This is a genomic window from Streptomyces sp. NPDC001514 (assembly GCF_053597075.1).
On sequence record NZ_JBSFHO010000015.1, the window covers coordinates 19,691 to 39,707 of the forward strand.

The 20,017-nt window shown below is 71.2% G+C and carries 12 protein-coding genes; 2 read left to right on the plus strand and 10 right to left on the minus strand.

Translation table 11 applies throughout. The annotated features are described in order from the left end of the window. Window positions 1–115: 115 nt before the first annotated feature. Complete coding sequence (gene guaA / locus ACWCXB_RS17585; RefSeq protein ID WP_450723762.1) at window positions 116–1,705, minus strand: glutamine-hydrolyzing GMP synthase; 1,590 nt, start codon at window positions 1,703–1,705, stop codon at window positions 116–118. A 142-nt stretch (window positions 1,706–1,847) separates the two neighbouring features. Continuing rightward, the gene (locus ACWCXB_RS17590; RefSeq protein WP_450723764.1) at window positions 1,848–2,087 is read right to left on the minus strand and encodes a hypothetical protein; all 240 of its coding nucleotides are present in this window, start codon (window positions 2,085–2,087) and stop codon (window positions 1,848–1,850) included. Window positions 2,088–2,393: 306 nt separating this feature from the next. On the opposite strand from ACWCXB_RS17590, the gene ACWCXB_RS17595 reads away from it, so the two are divergent. After that, a complete protein-coding gene (locus ACWCXB_RS17595; RefSeq protein ID WP_450723766.1) occupies window positions 2,394–2,684 on the plus strand; it encodes a chorismate mutase in 291 nt (96 codons plus the stop codon). 567 nt (window positions 2,685–3,251) lie between these two features. Here ACWCXB_RS17595 and ACWCXB_RS17600 read toward each other — a convergent pair. After that, complete coding sequence (locus ACWCXB_RS17600) at window positions 3,252–3,782, minus strand: SMI1/KNR4 family protein (protein ID WP_450723768.1); 531 nt, start codon at window positions 3,780–3,782, stop codon at window positions 3,252–3,254. Window positions 3,783–4,132: 350 nt separating this feature from the next. Here ACWCXB_RS17600 and ACWCXB_RS17605 point away from each other — a divergent pair, with 350 nt between their 5' ends. Further along, the gene (locus ACWCXB_RS17605) at window positions 4,133–5,254 is read left to right on the plus strand and encodes an LPXTG cell wall anchor domain-containing protein (protein ID WP_450723770.1); all 1,122 of its coding nucleotides are present in this window, start codon (window positions 4,133–4,135) and stop codon (window positions 5,252–5,254) included. Between the two features lie 74 nt (window positions 5,255–5,328). Here the strand turns inward: ACWCXB_RS17605 and ACWCXB_RS17610 are convergent, their stop codons facing one another. The 7 genes from ACWCXB_RS17610 to ACWCXB_RS17640 form a co-directional block, all read right to left on the minus strand. Further along, entirely contained in the window at window positions 5,329–7,155 is a 1,827-nt protein-coding gene (locus tag ACWCXB_RS17610; RefSeq protein WP_450723772.1) for a GMC oxidoreductase, read from the minus strand. A 48-nt stretch (window positions 7,156–7,203) separates the two neighbouring features. Further along, entirely contained in the window at window positions 7,204–8,832 is a 1,629-nt protein-coding gene (locus ACWCXB_RS17615) for a succinic semialdehyde dehydrogenase (protein WP_450723774.1), read from the minus strand. Between the two features lie 141 nt (window positions 8,833–8,973). Further along, window positions 8,974–10,695, minus strand: a complete 1,722-nt coding sequence (locus tag ACWCXB_RS17620) for a protein kinase domain-containing protein (RefSeq protein ID WP_450723776.1) — start codon at window positions 10,693–10,695, stop codon at window positions 8,974–8,976. Window positions 10,696–10,768: 73 nt separating this feature from the next. After that, window positions 10,769–12,409, minus strand: a complete 1,641-nt coding sequence (locus ACWCXB_RS17625; RefSeq protein WP_450723778.1) for a serine/threonine-protein kinase — start codon at window positions 12,407–12,409, stop codon at window positions 10,769–10,771. Between the two features lie 197 nt (window positions 12,410–12,606). Continuing rightward, window positions 12,607–15,495, minus strand: coding sequence for a protein kinase (locus tag ACWCXB_RS17630; protein WP_450723780.1), 2,889 nt, complete (start codon window positions 15,493–15,495; stop codon window positions 12,607–12,609). Between the two features lie 124 nt (window positions 15,496–15,619). Next, window positions 15,620–17,953, minus strand: coding sequence for a serine/threonine-protein kinase (locus ACWCXB_RS17635; protein WP_450723782.1), 2,334 nt, complete (start codon window positions 17,951–17,953; stop codon window positions 15,620–15,622). A gap of 346 nt (window positions 17,954–18,299) precedes the next feature. Continuing rightward, on the minus strand, window positions 18,300–20,006 hold the full coding sequence (locus ACWCXB_RS17640) for a glycerol-3-phosphate dehydrogenase/oxidase (RefSeq protein WP_450723784.1): 1,707 nt from the start codon (window positions 20,004–20,006) through the stop codon (window positions 18,300–18,302). Window positions 20,007–20,017 lie beyond the last annotated feature (11 nt).

Consider the following 20,017-nt stretch of genomic DNA (forward strand, 5'->3'; position numbering starts at 1 on the left):
CCTCCGGTCACCCCAACTGACCAGAGAGATCACACGACGAAGCCGCCACCCACAGGAGTGGGCGGCGGCTTCGATCACCGTCGTACGGATGTACCAACAGACGTACGGGGAGGGGTCACTCCCACTCGATGGTGCCCGGCGGCTTCGACGTCACGTCCAGCACGACGCGGTTGACGTCCGCCACCTCGTTGGTGATCCGGGTCGAGATCTTCGCGAGCACCTCGTACGGCATGCGCGTCCAGTCCGCCGTCATGGCGTCCTCGGACGAGACGGGCCGGAGCACGATCGGGTGTCCGTACGTCCGGCCGTCGCCCTGGACGCCGACCGAGCGCACATCGGCGAGCAGGACCACCGGGCACTGCCAGATCTCGCGGTCCAGGCCGGCCGCCGTGAGCTCCTCGCGGGCGATGGCGTCGGCCTCGCGCAGCAGGTCCAGGCGCTCGCGCGTGACCTCGCCGACGATACGGATACCGAGACCCGGGCCGGGGAACGGCTGCCGGTGGACGATCTCCTCCGGCAGGCCCAGCTCCTGGCCGACCATCCGGACCTCGTCCTTGAACAGCTTGCGCAGCGGCTCGATCAGCTCGAACTCGAGGTCCTCGGGGAGACCGCCGACGTTGTGGTGCGACTTGATGTTCGCGGTGCCCGTGCCGCCGCCGGACTCCACCACGTCCGGGTAGAGGGTGCCCTGCACCAGGAACTGGACCGGCTGCTCGCCGTGCGCGCCCGCCTCGGCGATGATCTCGGCCTGCGCCTGCTCGAAGACCCGGATGAACTCCCGGCCGATGATCTTCCGCTTCTCCTCCGGGTCGGAGATCCCGGCGAGCGCGGTCAGGAAGCGCTCCTGCGCGTCGACGACCTTCAGCGAGACACCGGTCGCGGCGACGAAGTCCTTCTCGACCTGCTCGGTCTCGCCCTTGCGCATCAGGCCGTGGTCGACGTACACGCAGGTCAGCTGGGAACCGATGGCCTTCTGCACGAGGGCCGCGGCCACGGCGGAGTCGACGCCGCCGGACAGACCGCAGATGGCGCGCTTGGCGCCGACCTGCTCGCGGATCAGCGCGACCTGCTCCTCGACGACGTTGTGCGTCGTCCAGGTCGGCTCGATGCCGGCGCCGCGGTAGAGGAAGTGCTCCAGGACCTGCTGGCCGTAGGTCGAGTGCATCACCTCGGGGTGGTGCTGCACGCCGTACAGCTTCTTCTCGTCGTTCTCGAAGGCGGCGACCGGGACGACGTCCGTGGACGCGGTCACGGTGAAGCCCTCGGGCGCGGCGGAGCAGGCGTCGCCGTGCGACATCCACACGGGCTGCTCGGCCGGGGTGCCCTCGAAGAGGGTGGAGCCGGTCTTGCTGACGTGCAGGGTCGTACGGCCGTACTCGCGGGCGCCGGAGTTGTCGACGGTGCCGCCGAGGGTCTGCGCCATCAGCTGGAAGCCGTAGCACATGCCGAAGACGGGGACGCCGGCCTCGAAGAGCGCACGGTCGAGGCGCGGGGCGCCCTCCTCGTACACGGACGAGGGGCCGCCGGAGAGGATGATCGCCGCCGGCTTCTTGGCCAGCATCTCCGCCACCGGCATGGTGGAGGGCACGATCTCGCTGTAGACGCGGGCCTCACGGACGCGGCGGGCGATGAGCTGGGCGTACTGCGCGCCGAAGTCGACAACGAGGACGACGTCGGGCGCGGCAGCTGGGGACGCTGAGGACACTACGGCGGCCTTCCGGCGGGGGTGGGAGGGGTCTCTATTTGTCGATTCTACCGGCGCGCGGGGGTCCGCCTTCGTCTCACCGTCCGAGGCCCGGGCCACACTGCTCCCCCGAGCCTCCCCGCGCTCGGCACCGTCGGCGGCGTCATCCGGCCTTCGTCGGCGTGTGCGTCCCCGCGTCCTCGAATCGCTGGGCCTCGTCCAGGGACGCGATCACCAGGCGGGCGCCGAGGATGTCGTAGCAAATGTGCAACGCGCTCTCGAAGACCTCCCGCGCGGTCAGCGTCGACCCTGACACGCGAAAGATCTCTTGGCGCAGACGTTCGAACTGCTGGATGCTGATCGTCATCGGCATCGCCGGCCCGGATGCGGTCGCTCTGTCCATGCGCTCACCTCCCGTCGGCACCAGCGTAGGTATCCCTGGCGCGCGCCCGCCCTTCGTCGTCTCACCATCCGATCCGGGATTGGCACACGCGGGCACGAGGGGGCCATACTGACCGCCATGCGCAAGCACTCGACCTTCGTCTTTACCTATGGCACCCGGCCCGCCGGCTGCCATGGTCGTGCTGCTTGAGCAACTGACAAGCGACTTCCCAGGCGCCCCGGGCCGACAAGGCCCGGGGCGCGCTGTGTTTTCCGGGCCTGGTCGGTCCGGGGCCCCGCCCCGACACCCCGACACGAGGAGCCCCTGATGACCGCCACGTCCCTCCCGACCGACACCGGAGCCCGCACCGACGAGGCCGCGCACGTGATCAGCAACGCCCGCGAGCGCATCGACGCCCTCGACGACCGCATCATCGGTCTGATCCAGGAACGGATGGCCGTCTCGGCCGTCATCCAGGAGGCCCGGATCACCTCGGGGGGCCGCCGGGTGAACCTGTCGCGCGAGATGGAGGTGCTCGGCCACTACAGGGACGCGCTGGGCAAGCCGGGTACGTCGCTGGCGATGACGCTGCTGGAGCTGTGCCGCGGCCGTATCTGAGCGTGCCGGGGCGTCCGAGTACGTACATGCGTACGGGCCCGCTCTCACCCGTACGGCGCGTGACCGCACCCCGCGGGGCTTCGTTGGTCCCGATGTCCGTACCAGCCAGGGACGGGCCCGAAGGAAAGAAACCACGCGTGGCTCCGCTGGGGCGTGTGGCGTACCTCAGGTCACCTCAGGTACGCCGTGGGACCTCGCCCCAGCGCGCGTGACCGGTCGGCAGGGGACAGCAGCCCGGTCACCCCAAGGGCGGTCGGCTCCGGGGACGCCCGGGGCCGACCGCATCCGGTCCGAACGGTTGCGTCGGCCGCAGCCGGTCCAGCACGATGCAGAACCAGCGAGTCCCGCACTGCGCACCACCACTGCCATTGGTCGAGACCCCGACGCGCGCCCTGAGCACCCGAGCGCGCCCGGCCGGCGACCGGGCACCCCACACGAGCGGCGCACTCCCCCCGGCGCCGCCCCTCGGCACCGACGCTGCCCTGACGTCGGCGCCGACAACCGAGGGCCCCGCGGACGGGACGTCCGCGGGGCCCTCGCCTTGCTTGCCGCCTGTACGAGGCGCAGTCAGTCGACCGTCTCCCGCGGGCTGCAGGAACGGGAATCGATGACCCACCCGATCAGCTCGGCGAAGTCCTCGAAGAACATGCTGTCCCCCTCGCCCGTCAACCAGAACCGCTCCGGGGCGGCACCCGCCGAGTCGACCAGGAAGATCCCCTCGCTCGCGTCCCGGTTCACTGACACCGGGAAGAGCATGGAGGACGACGGGAGACCCACATCCTCGGGAATCCCCGACTCCCGCAGGATGCCGAGCAGCGAGATGGCCGCCGATGCCCGGTCCGTGGGCCCCCCTTCCCAGTCGCGGCACCCGAGGACGGGCATGTCGAGGTAGAAGCCCTCCAGCCCGTCCGTGAGACGGAGGAATTCCTCGTAGCGGGGTTCGAGCGGCTGTCCGGCCCTGTCGGCCAGAGCGGCCAGCCGTTCGCCGGTGGCCGGCGGGTGGAGTCTCGGCAGGGTCGACGTGCCGACCGGCGAGTCGGCGAGGTACTCCCGCGTCAGCATGGCCATCAGCTCAGCCACCAGGCGCCGCATCTCCATCGTTGTCTCCCTGGCCACCAGGGCCGATTGATCTGGCAGATTCCGTCTGGCCCGGGGTGACCGATCCGGAAACCCGCCCCGTATCGACGCCCAGCCGAATCCACAATGAACCCCATGGCCTGCCTCCGAAGCTACGGAATGGGCTCAGGGCATATACCCAGCGCAATGTGACAGGGGCCACATAAAGATTGTGTGAGGTGCCGTACAACCAATCCCTCTGGTCGCAGGTCATGCATGCGGAACCAACGGCCACACCCGTGACCCCACAACCGGGGACGGCCCACAGACTCCGTACCGCACGCTGCGGTACGCCAGACTTCACTGAGGTCTTCATGAAGCTTCGCCGCGCTATGGCTGTCGCTGCCGCGACCGCTGTCATAGCCCCTGCCGCCTTCCTGGCGGCGCCGGTCGCGTACGCGACCGACGGCACCACCAGCACCACGTCCACCTCCGGGTCGACCGGCGAGACGGGCGCCACGGGCGAGACCGGCACCACGGGCGAGACGGGCACGACCGGCGAGACCGGCACCACGGGCGAGACCGGCACCACCGGTGAGACCGGCACCACCGGCACCACCGGTGAGACCGGCACCACGGGCACCACCGGCACCACCGGTGAGACCGGCACCACCGGTGAGACCGGCACCACAGGCACGACCGGCACCACCGGTGAGACCGGCACGACCGGCACGACCGGCACCACCGGTGAGACCGGCACGACCGGCACCACCGGCGAGACCGGCGAGACCGGCGAGGACGACGAGAACATCGACGGGCCGATCTGCGAGCAGGCGTCCGTCGACATCTCCCTCGGCGGCTTCCCGAACAAGATCGTCGCCGGCAGCGGCTGGAAGAACTTCACGTTCAACGTGAAGAACACCGGCAAGGAAGACATCGAGAGCCTGACCGTCTTCACCGCCGCCACCTATGTCGAGGACATCGAGTCCGAGGACCGTGACCGGCTCACCGACAAGTACGCGCACTTCGAGTACAAGGACCCCGAGTCCGGCGAGTGGGTCAACGACTTCAGCGGTTCCGGCTTCAACAACGGCTTCTTCTTCGGCGAGTTCGCGCTCGACGTCGGCAAGAAGGTCACCATCGACCTCCGCGTGAAGATCGACAAGGGCGCCCCTGCGGGCGAGGGCCTGGCGATCGCCGCCGGTGGCTACGACAACGGCGCCGACGACGAGACGTACCAGTGCTTCGAGGACGGCGACTACTACCCGTTCACGATCGTCAAGGCTGGTAGCAACCCCGGCGACGTCGAGGACTCGAAGCCGACCGGCGAGAAGCCCGAGAGCGACCTCAAGCCGCAGGGTGAGGCCAAGCCGATCGTGGTCACCGGCAACCTCGCCGAGACCGGTTCCTCCTCGATGCTGCCGACCATCGGTATCGCCGGTGGCATCGCCATCGTCGCCGGTGCCGGTGTCGTCTTCGCGATGAGGCGCCGCAACAGCGACGCGGTCGCGTAACACCGCAACAAAGCAAGAAGGGCGCTGCACTCGGAGGGGGGTGCAGCGCCCTTCTCATGTCCCGAGCCGGTCGGCTACTTCTTCGGCGGGACCGCCGGCATCCCCAGGAACGGCAGGTTCAGCGCGCCGAAGGCGTCCGCCGGGACCGCCGGGGACTTCGGGGCGATCGGGGTGAGGCGTTCGTACGCGGTGCCCTGGTCCGGGCGGGGGTCCGTTTCGCCCTTGTTGGGCCAGAAGGACATCGCGCGCTCGGCCTGGGCCGTGATGGTGAGGGACGGGTTCACGCCGAGGTTCGCGGAGACGGACGCGCCGTCGACGACCGAGATGCCCGGGTGGCCGTAGAGGCGGTGGTACGGGTCGATCACACCGGACTCGGACGAGGCGCCGATGGGGCAGCCGCCCAGGAAGTGGGCGGTGAGCGGGGTGCCCATCAGTTCGCCGATGTTGGAGCCGGCGAAGCCGTTGATCTCCTCCGCGAGGAGGGAGGCGGCGCGGGTGGCCTCCGGGATCTGGTTCGGGTTCGGGGCGCCGTGGCCCTGGCGGGCGGTGAGGAGGCCCTTGCCGAAGCCCTTGGGCTTGCGGTACGTGGTCAGGGAGTTGTCCAGGGACTGCATGACCAGGCCGATGATGGTCCGCTCCGACCAGCGCCGGTTGGAGAGCGCGCGGACCGTGAGCCACGGGTGCCGGGCGCAGTTGCCCAGCCAGGCCAGGACGCGCCGTGAGCTGTAGGGGACCTGGAGAACGGTCATACCGCCCATGGCGTTGGAGCCCTTGCCGTAACGCACCGGCTCGATGTGGGTGCTGGCGTCCGGGTGGATGGACGACGTGATCGCGACGCCGCGCGTGAAGTCGACCTTGTCCGTGCCGTGGCGCTTGCGGTACCGGCGGTTGTCGGTCTGGGCGCCGACGATCGCCTCGGAGTTGGTACGGGTCAGCTCGCCGAGGCGCGCGGAGATTCGGGGCAGGAGCCCGCTGTCCTTCATCCGGTGGAGGAGCGTCTGGGTGCCGTACGTACCGGCGGCGATGATGACGCGCTGCGCCGTGAACGTACGTCCCTTGCCCTTGCGCCGGTTGTCGCTGGGGAGGGTCTTGACCGCGAAGCCGCCGCGCGCGTCCTCGGTGACGGCGACGACCGACGTCATGGGGTGGATGACCGCGCCCGCCTTCTCGGCGAGGTAGAGGTAGTTCTCGTTGAGGGTGTTCTTGGCGCCGTGGCGGCAGCCGGTCATGCACTCGCCGCACTCGGTGCAGGCCCGGCGGGACGGGCCCGCACCGCCGAAGTACGGGTCCGGGACCTCCGCGCCCGGCTTGACGTTCACCGTGCCGACCCCCTCCCTGTCGACGGCATCCTTCCCGTCCCCGAAGAAGACACCCACCGGGGCCATGTGGAAGCTGTCGCCGACGCCCATCGCCTGTGCGGTGGCCTTGAGGTGGACGTCGGACGGGGTCATGGTCGGGTTGAGGCGAACGCCGAGCATGCGCTTCGCCTGGTCGTAGTACGGCCCCAGCTCCCCCTGCCAGTCCGTGATGTCCTTCCACTGCGGGTCGTTGAAGAAGGGCGCAGGAGGGACGTACAGCGTGTTGGCGTAGTTCAGTGACCCGCCGCCGACGCCCGCGCCCGCCAGCACCATCACATTGCCGAGCAGATGGATGCGCTGGATGCCGAAGAGGCCGAGGGCCGGGGCCCAGAGGTAGTTGCGCAGGTCCCAGGAGTTCCTGGGCAGCGTCTCGCGGGTGAAACGGCGGCCCGCCTCCAGGACGCCGACGCGGTAGCCCTTCTCGGTCAGGCGAAGCGCCGAGACCGAGCCACCGAAGCCCGATCCGACGACGATGACGTCGTAGTCGTAGTCATCACTGGGCTCGGATTCGCCCTGGTTTTGGGCAGGGATGGCCTCGGACATGGCTCTCCTCGTCGAGAACGTGCAACCAAACAGGTAAGGAGGGTGGTGCTAGCGCAGGCGCAGGGCCTTCATCGCCTTCAGGGACGTGCTCATGAACGCCGCGTACTTCGCGTCGTCCATCCCGAAGGACGGGGCCAGCGGGATCAGCCGCTGCTGTGCCACGGTCTGTGCCTCGGTGTACTTGAGGATGCCCTCGGAGCCGTGCCGCCGGCTGAGGCCGGAGTCCTTCATCCCGCCCATCGGCGACTGCACGCTGCCGTACGCGGGCGCGTATCCCTCGTTGATGTTGACGGTGCCGGTGCGGAGCCGGGCGGCGACCGCGTGGCCGCGCTTTCCGTCCTTGGTCCAGACGCTGGAGTTGAGGCCGTACGGGGTGGCGTTGGCCTGCTCGATGACGTCGTCCTCGTCCTTGAAGCGGTAGATGGAGACGACGGGGCCGAAGGTCTCCTCGGCGCACACGGCCATCGGTGCCTCGACGCCGTCGAGGATCGTCGGTTCGTAGAAGAGCGGGCCGATGTCGGTGCGGTGGACGCCGCCCGCGACGAGGGTGGCGCCCTTGGAGACGGCCTCCTCGACATGCCGCTTCACGGTCTCCAGCTGGCGCTCGCCGACGAGGGAGCCCATGTCGGCGCCGTACGCGAGGGAGTTGCCGAGCCGCATGGCCTTGGTACGGGCCGCGAAGCGCTCCAGGAACGCGTCGGCGACGGACTCGTGGACGTACAGCCGCTCGATGGAGATGCAGAGCTGTCCGGCGGAGGAGAAACAGGCGCGGACGGCGCCGGCGGCCGCCTTGTCGATGTCGGCGTCGTGCAGGACCAGCATGGCGTTCTTGCCGCCGAGTTCGAGGGAGACGCCGATCAGGCGGGCGGCGGCGCCCTGGGCGACCTCGCGGCCGGTGCGGGTGGAGCCGGTGAAGGAGACGTAGTCGGCGTGCTTGACGACCTCGGGGCCGACGACCGGTCCTTCGCCGAGGACGACCTGGAAGACGCCTTCCGGGAGTCCGGCCTCGATGAGGAGGTCACGGGCCCAGAGGGCGGTGAGCGCGGTCTCGGTGTCGGGCTTCATGACGACCGCGTTGCCGGAGACGAAGGCCGGGAGCGCGTCGCCGACCGACAGCTCCAGCGGGTAGTTCCACGGGGCGATCTGGCCGACGACACCGCGCGGCTGGCGCAGTTCGGTGGTCCTGGTGAGGACGGGGACGACGCCGGTGTGCCGCTTCGGCTTCAGATACGAAGGAGCCTTGCGGCCGTAGTGGCGGGCGGCGACGGCGACGGCCTGGACCTCTTCATGGGCGTGGAGGCGGGCCTTGCCGGTCTCCAGCTGGATCAGGTCGAGTACCTCCGCCTGGCGCTCCAGGACCAGGTCGTGGAAGCGGAGCAGCACGGCGCCGCGGGCGCGCGGCGATGTCGCGGCCCAGGCGGGCTGGGCGGCGCGGGCGCGCGCGAAGGCCTCGGCGACGTCCTCGGGGGTGGACTCGGGCAGGTCGGCCAGCTTCTCCCCGGTGAACGGGGTGTGGTTGGCGGTGCGGCCGGAGCCGACGACGCCTCGGGTGAGCTGGGCGACCACCTCGGGGGTGACCACGTCGGCGGCGGTGCGCGCGCCGGCCGGGGCGGCGGCGACCGGGTTCGTGCCGAGGTTGCCGCTGGGGTGGGGGGCGAGGGCCTGCGAGTCCGTCATGGGGGCGAGAGTATGACGCAATCAAGGCTTTGGGTACCCGTCGGTAACAGGTTTTCGCGAGGCCCTCACACAGCTTCCCGTATCACGCCAGCGATCACTGGCAGATAAGCCCTGATCAGCGGCTTGTCGGGCTCTGAGAGCTCACAGACCCTGGAGCTTCAGGTGCTTGACGACGTTCGCGAAGATCTCCTCGCCGTCCTGGCGCGCCGTGCCCTCCGCCGGCATGGACACCTGGAGCCGCCAGTAGACCTTGTTCTTGTCCTTGCCCGGAACGATCAGCTCGTGCAGGCGATAACGGATCGGGTCGTCACCCGACGCGCCGTACGGGATGTAGTCGACGGTCGTCTCGAAGCCCGGCTTCTCCTGGTGCGTGACGTCCTTGGTCCGGACGTCTGGCTCCTTGTAGTCCGTGCCGTTCTTGCCGCCCTTCGTGTAGTAGTCGTCCCACACTTCCTTCATGGGCTCGAGCACCTCGTCGGCGTTGTCCTCGGTGATCTGGACGTGCTCCAGGTAGATGCCGAAGACGCCGCTCGGGTCGCGGTACGTGACGCCCTCGCCGCTGTCGCCTTCGGATCGCTCGTACTCACTGGGCACGCCCACGTCCGCCGCGAGGATCTCGCTCTCCGGCCGGACCTGCCAGCCCTCCGGCAGCTCGTCGCCGCCGAACGGCTTCACGAAGATCAGTACGAGAGCGATCGCGGCCGCGAGCACGCCGCCGAGCAGGCCGAACTGGGCGGGCCGGTTGCGGTGCAGTACCGGCGGAACCCAGCGGGAGCCACCCGTCCCCGTGGCCGCCACGGTCCCCGTGGTCCCGTACAGCGCGGTCGGGTCGAGCGGCGCCTGCGGCGGCCGGGCCACCGACTCCAGCGTCGCGCGGATCTCGGCGGCGGCGGGGCGGGCGGCGGGGTCCTTGCGCAGCAGCTGCATCACCAGCGTGCCGAACGCCCCGGAGCCGCGCGCCGGCATCTGCGGCTCGGCGGACAGCACGGCCTGGAGCGTGGCGGGGGTGTGCGAACGGCGGTACGGCGACATGCCCTCGACCGCCGCGTACAGCACGACACCCAGCGACCACAGGTCCGACTCGGGACCCGGTCGCTGCCCGAGCACGCGCTCGGGCGCGATGAACTCGGGCGAGCCGACGAACGCGCCGGTCTCCGTCAGTCCCTGCTCCCCCTCGACCTGGGCGATGCCGAAGTCGGTCAGGACGACCCGTTCACCGCGGCCGAGGAGCACGTTGTCGGGCTTGACGTCCCGGTGCAGGACGCCGGCCTCGTGCGCCGCGGACAGCGCGCCGAGGACCGCGAGACCGATACGGGCCGCCTCGCGGACGTCGAGCGTGCCCTCCTGCAGCCGGTCGCCGAGGGACTGGCCGCGGACCAGCTCCATCACGATCCACGGCTTGCCGTCCTCCATCACGACGTCGTGCATGGTGACGACGGAGGGGTGGTCGATACGGGCGGCCGCCCGGGCCTCGCGCTGCATGCGGAGGTGGACGGTCTCGCGCTCGCGCTCGCCGAGGTGCTCCGGTACGCGAGGCTCCTTCACCGCGACCTCGCGGTCCACGACCTCGTCGTGCGCGCGCCACACCGTGCCCATGCCGCCGTGCCCGAGGCGGGCGAGGAGGCGGTAGCGGCCGCCGATGAGCCGGCCCGTGGGCGCCTGCGGATCGTTGGCCGGCTGCGGCACGTACTGCGTGGGCTGCGGCTCCGCCTCGTTCGGCTGCATCGGAGCCTGCACCTGCGGTTGGGCATGCGGCTGCGCCGGAGGCTGCGCATGGGGCTGCGCCTGCGGCGGCACGTGAGGCTGCGGCGGCCGGAGTTCGTAGCTGGTGGGCTCGTAAGCCCGTCCCCCGTCGTTCGTCATGCCCACATCCTGGCGAACCGCGACTGCAGTCGCCACCTGCGTGGTTGAGCGATGCAAAACGGTGACGGAGGCCTCAGCCGGCCGACGGCGGCGGCTGCCAGCTCTGCACCATGACGTCGAACTGCTGCCGGATCGTGGACCAGTCCTCGGCGGGGCCGGCCATGAAGAGCGCGTACTCGGTCCCGTCGTCCTCGTAGTAGGCCTGGTCGATCGCCCGGCGCTTGCCCGGATGGTCCTTGATCTCGGTCCAGCTGAACTCCCAGATCGCCGAGTTCGTCTGGTCGCGGTAGGTGTTGGGGTGGAGGGTCAGCCGCTGGTAGTCCGCCCGCTCGTCGACGATCTTCTCCAGATCCAGCAGGTGCATGTACGGATTCTCGAAGTCGGGCGACTTGTCGATGCTGATGCGGATGCGATGGCGGCCGTTGTCCGGCGTGTAGTCGATCTGGTTGCCGTCCAGCTGCCGGGTCCAGCCGTCCGGTACGAGCAGGCTGAAGCCCTCGGGGTCGTCCTCCCGGTGCCAGCCCGCCGGCACGGAACCGGTCTTGGCGGGCCCGGGCGACGAGGACGTGCCGGGCGAGGGCGTGCTGCCCTGGCCGGCCGACGTGCCACCGCTTCCGCCCCTGTCCGCGTAACGCATCGCGAGGAATCCCGCGCCGCCGCCGACGACCGCGGCCAGCACGACGACCAGGAGTGCCGTACGCCAGCGGCCGGTCCGCTTCCGGACCGCCGGCGCGGATGCGGCGTGTGCCGTGGAGCCGGCGGGGATGGTGGGGGTGGTGTGGCCACCGAGCGGGGGCCCGGGCAACTGCGCGGTCGCCGCTCGTCGTTCCTCGCGATCCACCGCCTGCGTCGGTACGTACGCCTGCGCCGACTTCGGGCTGCGCCCCTCCATCGCCTCCATCAGCATCCGCTCGGTCTCTGCGGCCGACGGGCGCTGCGCGGGATCCTTGCACAGCAGCGCCGTGATGACCGGGGCGAGCGGGCCCGCGTTCCGGGCGGACGGCGCCTCCTCGGTCACCACGGCCTGCATCGTGGACAGCGGTGACGTACGGCGGAACGGGGAGTTGCCCTCCACCGCGGTGTAGAGCGTGGCGCCGAGGGACCACAGGTCGGACGCGGGTCCGGGGTCGCCGCCGCGTACCCGCTCGGGAGCCAGATAATCGATGGAGCCGACGAGTTCACCGGTCCTGGTGATCGTCGAGTCGCCCTCGATGGCGGCGATGCCGAAGTCGGTGAGCAGGACGCGGCCGTCGGAGGCGAGCAGCACGTTCCCCGGCTTGACGTCGCGGTGCAGCACACCGGCGGCGTGCGCGGCGCGCAGCGCGCCCAGGACGTGCAGGCCGATCCGGGCGGCCTCGGTGGCGCGGACGGGGCCCGACTCCTTGGCGGCATCGGCGAGTGACGGTCCGTCGACGTACTGCATGACGATCCACGGGCGGTCGTCGTACTCCAGGACGTCATGGACGGTGACAACGTTGGGGTGGGAGATCCGGGCGGCGGCCCTGGCCTCCTTCTGGGTCCTGGCGTGCAGCACCGTCCGGTCGGCCTCGGAGACGTACAGCCCGGCGGTGAGTTCCTTGACCGCGACGGTTCTGTGCAGGAGTTCGTCGTGGGCGCGCCAGACCTTGCCCATGCCGCCGCGCCCGATACTTTCGGTCAGCCGGTACCGCCCGGCCAGCACCAGTCCCGCTCCTGTGCTCCGCATGTTCTCCACGTGCCCCGTGCCCCCGCCCCGTTCCTTGGAATGACAGGTTACGGAGGGGAAGTACGTACGGGGAACACAGGGCGGCTCACCAACTCGCACCGTGACCCGGTCGTTGCGGGATGCGGTCGGCGGGCGGGGGTCACCAGATGGTTTTCAGCCATTCTGGGCCCCTCGCCTTCAGCGGGCTCACCTTCAGCGGATCACCCTCAGCCGGCTGCGCGGTACGCCGCCGTCGCCTGCTGATAGATCTCGCTGACCTTGTCCCGCTGATCCTCGGGGCCGATCACCTGGATCACGTGGTACCGCTCGCCGACGATCAGGGCGAGGTTACGGACGTACACCTCGCGGCCGGTGCTGTCCTGCCATGTGAACTGTCCCTCGGCCATGGCCTGTTTGCCCACGTCGATACGGCGCAGACCGGACGCGGACGACCAGGAGGAGTCCCGGAACGGCTGCAGTTCGCGCTCCTTGTTGCGCTGGTACGCCATCGGGTCCGAGCCGTTCGCCTGGATCGAGTCCCGGCCGGGCACGACGATGAGCGTGAAGTCCCCGCCGACATAGCGGACCTGGCCGCTGTCGTTGATGGGCCGCCGCTGCCAGGTCCTGTCGACGCCGATCCGGAAGCCCTCCGGGTCGACGCGCACGACATAGCCGTCGGCGAGGTCCACGGCGGGTGCGGAGGTCTGTGGCTGCTGACCGTTCGGGGTCCGGGAGGGCTGCTGGGGGTCGGTGGACCCGCCGTTCGCGGGTGCGCTCGGGCCCGGGGCCGTACTGCCGGCGGACCGGGGATCGGCCTTGGGCATGAACATCACCGCGTACACCACTGCTGCGGCGAGCGCGAGCAGGATCAGCACCAGGAGGAGGCGTCCGAGCGAGCGCGGGCCGCGCGGGCGCCGCTCGCGCCGCTCCCGGGGCTCCTTGACCTTCTTGTGGCGGTGGCGGCCGTGTGTCGCCTCCGGCGAGCCGGCGCGGCGCTTGCGGACGAGCTCTCCGCGGCGGCGTACGACGGGCAACCGCGTGCCGTCGACGGACGGCAGCGGTACGACCTCGGCGCCCGCGTCGGGCTCGGGCGCGGATCTGATGAGCGAGCGCAGCCAGCCGCGGAGCTCCTCGAAGTCGGGGCGCTCGGTGGGGTCCTGGCGCAGCAGCGACTCGACGACCGGGCGCAGGGGCCCGCACTCCTCCGCGAACGCGGGTGGCTCCGCGCAGACCAGCTGGACCAGCTCGACCGCGCTCTCCTCGGGATACGGGGCGTGGCCCTGCACCGCGCGGTAGAGCAGCGCACCGAGCGCCCACAGATCGGTGGCCGGACCGATGGGCGGGGCCAACTGCCAGTTCTCGTGGACCGGGCCCGCCTGCTCGGGCGCCCAGCGCTCGGTGACCGCTCCGACGACCGCGATCCGCGCCTGGCAGGCGCGCTCGGCGGCGAGGGGCGTGGCGGGGCCGCGGTAGGGCGCGAGGGGCGTGGCGGGCCCTCCGGCGACGATGTCGTCCCAGCGACCGGTGGTACCGGCGGCCCCGGTGCTTGCTGTGGTCCCGGTCCCGGTCTCGGTGCTCCCCGCGGTCCCGGTGCGCCCTGTACCCGGCTGTCGGGCGCCGTGGGCCTGTGCGGGGAGTTGCTGCCGCTGCGCGTCGGCGCGCAGGGCGTCGGTGCCGAAGGAACCTCTGCCGTACGGCGATGCGCCGCCGCCCGCCGGGATCGGCGCGGGGCCGTCCATGCCAGGGCGTGGGTCGTCGCGCCAGGTGCCCGCCAGTTCGGCGCGGTAGGGGTGGCGCCGCGGGTCGTCGCCGTGAGTCGCGTCGGTGGCTTCGGCCTCGTACGTCTCCGTCTCGTACGTCTCGACCTCGTACGTCTCGACCTCGTAGGCGTCGTCGTCCGCGACGTCGATGTCGTCGAAGTCGTCGTCGGCGGCGTCCGTCGGCCGGGACCACCACTGGGGCTGGGTCGCGCCTGCGCGCGGGGCGGGCAGCGCGGAGCCGGGACCGGAAAGGCGGCCGCCGGAGGGCTCGTCCCGTACCCCTGGGTGGTGCAGGCGCTCGACGCCGTGGTGGCCGTGCTGGGCGTGATCCTCGGCCGCTCGGCTTCCGCTCTCGATCTCCCGGCGGGCTTCGTCCTGCCGCCGGTCCTCGCTGAGACGGGCCGCGGCGCGGGCCCCCGCCCGGTACGCGGCGATGGCCCCCGCGCGTGCGGCGCGCGTGTCCCCGGCCCGTTCGCCGAAGCCGTAACCGTAGGCCGGAGGTGTGTACGGATCCGTCGCACCGCCCGTACGCGGCGCGGGCGCGGACGGAGGCGCAGGCGCAGCGAGGTCGGGCGCAGAGGGGTCAGAAGCAAAGGGGTCAGAAGCAGGGTCAGGCGCGGGCGCCGCCTCTCCCGTCAGCGGCTCGTACGACTGCCGCGGCAGATATGGCTCCCTCTCGGCGGGTGCCGCGGTCGCGACGCCCGTCGGGCCGACCGGATGCACCAGGTCGGCCTCGACCACCTGGTCCAAGGGCTCCGGCACCGGCGCATACCCGCACAGCGCTTCCTCCGCCGCGCCCGCCGCGAGACCCGTCAGCACGACTCGGCCGTCGTCGCAGACCAGGACCGTGCGGATCGTGATGTTTCGATGGGTCCAGCCGTGCGCATGGAGGGCGCGCAGCGCGGTGAGGACGTCCGAGCCGATCTCCGCCGCCCGGTACGGGTTGAGCGGCTTCTCCGCGAGCAGCGCCGCCAGCGGTCGCGCCGCGACGAGTTCGCTCACTATCCAGAGCGAACCGCCCTCCGCGAACACGTCGAAGACCTGGTCCAGGCGCGGGTGGTCAGGGATCTGGGCCGCGGCCTGGGCCGCCTCGACGGCTCGCCGGACAGCCGGGTCCGTCGGCCGCCGTGTGGTCCGCCCGGGTGCCCGCCGCGGCACGGATCCCCGGGGGCCGGAGCCCCCGTCCGTGTCGAGCACCTCCGCGTCCACGACCTCCGGCAGCGGCACCTGCCGGACCACGACCTCCTGGCCGCTGTAGGTGTCGAAGGCGCGCGTCTCGACGAGTTCGTACTCGTCGGAAGGCGGCAACGGCAGGCGGTAGCGGTCGGCGAGCACCCTTCCCGCATAGTCGTCCACGACGCCTCCCCACAGCGCGCTGTTCCCCCCGGTCCCGAGAACCGAACTAAACCGTCAATTCCGGTCACTCACCGGCCTGTTGCGGCTGCGTACGGTCCTCGACCTCTCACGATACGTGGCCTGGTCAGTCCTTGGGGGCGAACGTGGCGAACGCCGTATTGCGCAGCGTCGCGCACTCCTTGCCGTCCCACTCGCTCGCCTTGCAGCTGATCATGATCGAGTAGCCGTGCCCGGCATCGACCTTGAAGCCGCGGTTGAGCACACGCACCCGCTGACCGCCCTGATTGCGCTCGAAGCTCCAGTCGGCGACGGTCGGGTAGCCCTTGTACGCGACGTTCTTGATACCGAGGTGCTTGTAGCCGTCGCTGCTGCTCTTCACGGCGAAGACCGCGGCCGCCCACGCGGCTTTCGCGTCGTCCCCGGGGCTGCTGGTGAAGTCGACCTGCACGCGCGGGAATCCGCCGTTCGCACTGAAGATCCCGCCCGAGTTCTGCCCCGCGATGCGGGTCAGCTTGAAGTTCTTCGGCATCGCCATGGTGAAGTGGAACCGGTCGTTCGTCACCATCGCGTATCCGGCCGGAATCCCGTCCGCGCCCGCCTGGCCGCCGCCCCCGGTCGTCCCGCTGGCGGACGGCTCGGCCCCGGCCGTGCTCCCGCTGCTGTCCTGCGCGCCGTCGCCCTTGCCGGTGTCACCGCCCTGGTCCTGGTTGTCGCCGCCCTGGGTATCGCCCTTGCCCTGGCCCTGGCCGCCGGCGCCCGAGGTGGCCCCGGCCGAAGCGGCCGTGTCGCCCTTGGACTTGCCCTGGCCGCCCTTGTCGTCGTTGCCGTTGAGCACGAAGAAGAGCACGGTGGAGAGCACGGCGAGCGCGACGACGACCGCGATGACGACCAGCGTCCGCTTGGGCACCACATCTATGAGCGGCGCGCGCACGGGAGCCGTACGCGTGGACGCCGCCACGGGAGTACGGGAGGGGGCGGCCGGCTTCGGTGCCGCGGTCTTCCGCTCGGCCTTGGCCGCCGCGTTCCGTACGGAGCGAAGCGCACTCCGCACCCGCTCGGCCGCCGCGTCCTTGGCCGCACCCGCACCCGCACCCGCACCCGGAGCCGGAGCCGGAGCCGGAGACGAAGCCGTCGTCGGGGCCACGGGCTGCGGCGGAACCGGCGGCAGGGCGACCACCCGGGTGGCCTCCAGCGACGGCTCCGGCACGGCCGGCTGCTCCGGCGTGTGGATGACGTCCAGGAGCAGCGCCCGCGCGCCCGCGTCGTCGAGCCGCTGCGCCGGGTCCTTGGCCAGCAGGCCGTAGATGACCTCCTCCAGCGGACCGGCGTTCTTCGGCGGGTCGAGCGGCTCGGTCATCACCGCGGTGAGCGTCGCGATCGCGGAGCCCTTGTCGTACGGCGGGCAGCCCTCGACGCACGCGTACAACAATCCGCCCAGCGACCACAGATCCGCCGCCGGCCCCGGCTTGTGACCGCGGGCCCGCTCGGGCGAGATGTACGAGGGCGCGCCGACGAGCATGCCGGTGGAGGTGATGGAGGGGTCACCCTCGACCTGCGCGATGCCGAAGTCGGTCAGGACGACCCGTCCGTCCTCGGCGATCAGCACGTTGGACGGCTTCACATCGCGGTGCAGGATGCCCTCGCGGTGCGCGGAACGCAGCACGTCCAGGATCGCGAGCCCGACCTCCGCCGCCCGGCGGGGCGTCAGGATGCCGTCCTCGCGCACGGCTTCGGCGAGGGACTTGCCCTCGATGAGCTCCATGACGATCCACGGGCGGTCGTCCTCGTCGACGACGTCGTAGACCGTCACCGCGCCGTTGTTACGGATGCGGGCGATCGCCTTCGCCTCGCGCAGGGTGCGCGTGATGAGACGTCGCTTCTCGTCCTCGTCGATGCTGTTGGGGAACCGCAGCTCCTTCACGGCGACCGTTCGGCCGAGCGTTTCGTCGACGGCCCGCCATACGGTGCCCATGCCGCCGCGCCCGAGCACTCCGCCCAGCCGGTACCGCCCGGCCAGCAGCCGTCCCTCGCCGGCGGCCTTCACCGCACCGCGCACCGCACCGCCGCCCGCCTTGCCCGGCTCGGCCCGGGTGCCGCTGCCGGACCCCGCGGCCTCGGCCTCGGCGCCGACGCTCGGCCCCCCGCCCGGCCCCGAAGTCGCCCCCGGCTCCGCGCCCTTCGCCGCACCGCGTGCCGCGCCGGCCGCACCGCCTGCCTCGCCGGCCGTGCTCGCGCCATCCGCTGAGCCCGCGTCACCCACCGGGCCCGCGCTCGTGCCCGCGGCCGGTGCGCTTTGCGCGCCGGCATCCCCGGACACCGTCCTGTCCGCCTTGACCGCCTTGCCCGCGTCCGTCCCCGAGCCCCCGTCAGAGCTCTTCGCCGCGGCGCCCGCCGCGTCCCGATCAGCGTCCCGCAGGGGCTCCGGTGTCGTGTCCCGCGACTGCTCCGCCTCCGACATGCGTCCCCTCTGCGATCCCTGATCCTCGCCCGCGCCTGCCGCTTCCGCGCGATGCGGTAACCCGCCCTGGAAGAGCCCCCATTCTCTCCTACTCCAGGACCGGCGATTCTCCCGGGTCCACCGTGTGTCAGCACGGGCCCGTGGAAAGGGACTCCGCACCCCTCGGCCGATCGGGGCACGGCCCGCCACCCCGGCTCGTCATCCCCCTTCGTACTTCGGTCCTGGCTCCGGCGCCCCCCGCAACCCGCCCTCCCGGAAAGCGAGTTCCGCGGCAGCCGGGGAGAGCGGCCGATCAGTCGGCCAGGACCTGCCCTGCGGATCAGGGCCTGTCCTGTGGATCAGGGGCCTAGATGGGCACGATGTCCGGTGCCCCCAGCCGCGCCGCGTCCGCCGTCAGGTCGTCCGGCTGGAGCTGCGACTCGCGCTCCGCCTCCACCCGCTTCTCGTAGTGCTCGACCTCCTTCTCGATCTGCTCCTTGTCCCAGCCCAGCACCGGTGCCATCAGCTCCGCGCACTCCCGCGCACTGCGCGTGCCCCGGTCGAACGTCTCGATGGAGATGCGGGTCCGCCGCGTGAGGACGTCGTCGAGATGGCGGGCCCCTTCGTGGGAGGCGGCGTAGACGATTTCCGCCCGCAGATAGTCCTCGGCCCCGGCGAGCGGCTCGCCGAGCCTCGGGTCGGCCCCGATGAGCTCCAGCAGCTCCTCGGTCATCGCGCCGTACCGGTTCAGCAGATGCTCCACCCGGGCGACATGGAGGCCCGTGCGGGCCGCGATCCTCGCCCGTGCGTTCCACAGCGCCCGATAGCCCTCGGCGCCCAGCAGGGGCACGTCCTCCGTGACGCAGGCCGCGACGCGCTGGTCCAGACCGTGCACCGCGGCGTCCACGGCATCCTTCGCCATCACCCGGTACGTCGTGTACTTGCCGCCGGCGACGACGACCAGGCCGGGCACCGGATGGGCCACCGTGTGCTCGCGGCTGAGTTTGCTGGTCGCGTCCGACTCGCCCGCGAGGAGCGGTCGCAGTCCCGCATACACCCCCTGCACGTCGTCGCGGGTGAGCGGCACGGCCAGCACCGAGTTGACGTGCTCCAGCAGATAGTCGATGTCGGCGCTGGACGCCGCCGGATGGGCCTTGTCCAGGTCCCAGTCGGTGTCCGTCGTCCCCACGATCCAGTGACGGCCCCAGGGGATGACGAAGAGCACGGACTTTTCGGTGCGCAGGATGAGCCCGGTGGTCGAGTGGATCCGGTCCTTGGGCACGACCAGATGGATGCCCTTGGACGCCCTGACGTGGAACTGGCCGCGCTCGCCGATCAGGGCCTGGGTGTCGTCCGTCCACACCCCTGTCGCGTTGACGATCTGCTTCGCCCGGATCTCGTACTCCCCGCCGGCCTCGACGTCCTGCACACGGGCGCCGACGACCCGCTCGCCCTCCCGCAGAAAGCCGATGACCCGTGCGCGGCTGGCGACATGTGCGCCGTAGCTCGCGGCCGTGCGCACCAGGGTCGCCACATAGCGGGCGTCGTCCATCTGGGCGTCGTAGTACTGCAAGGCGCCCACCAGCGAGTCCTTCTTGAGGCAGGGGGCGACCCGCAGAGCGTTCTTCCGGGAGAGGTGGCGGTGGACGGGCAGGCCGCGGCCATGGCCCGAGGAGACCGACATCGCGTCGTACAACGCGACGCCCGATCCGGCGTAGAGCCGCTCCCAGGCCCTGTGCTGCAGCGGATACAGGAAGGGCACGGGCTTCACCAGATGCGGGGCGAGCCGCTCCAGCAGCAGTCCGCGCTCCTTGAGCGCCTCCCGCACCAGCGCGAAGTCCAGCATCTCCAGATAGCGAAGCCCGCCGTGGATGAGCTTGCTGGACCTGCTGGAGGTGCCCGATGCCCAGTCCCGGGCCTCGACCAGTCCTGTGGATAGTCCGCGTGTCGCGGCGTCCAGTGCGGTGCCCGCGCCGACCACGCCTGCGCCTACGACCAGCACATCCAGCTCACGCTCTGCCATCGCGGCGAGCGCCTCTGCGCGCTGGGCGGGTCCCAGTGTCGCTGTCCTCACGGCTGCCTCCC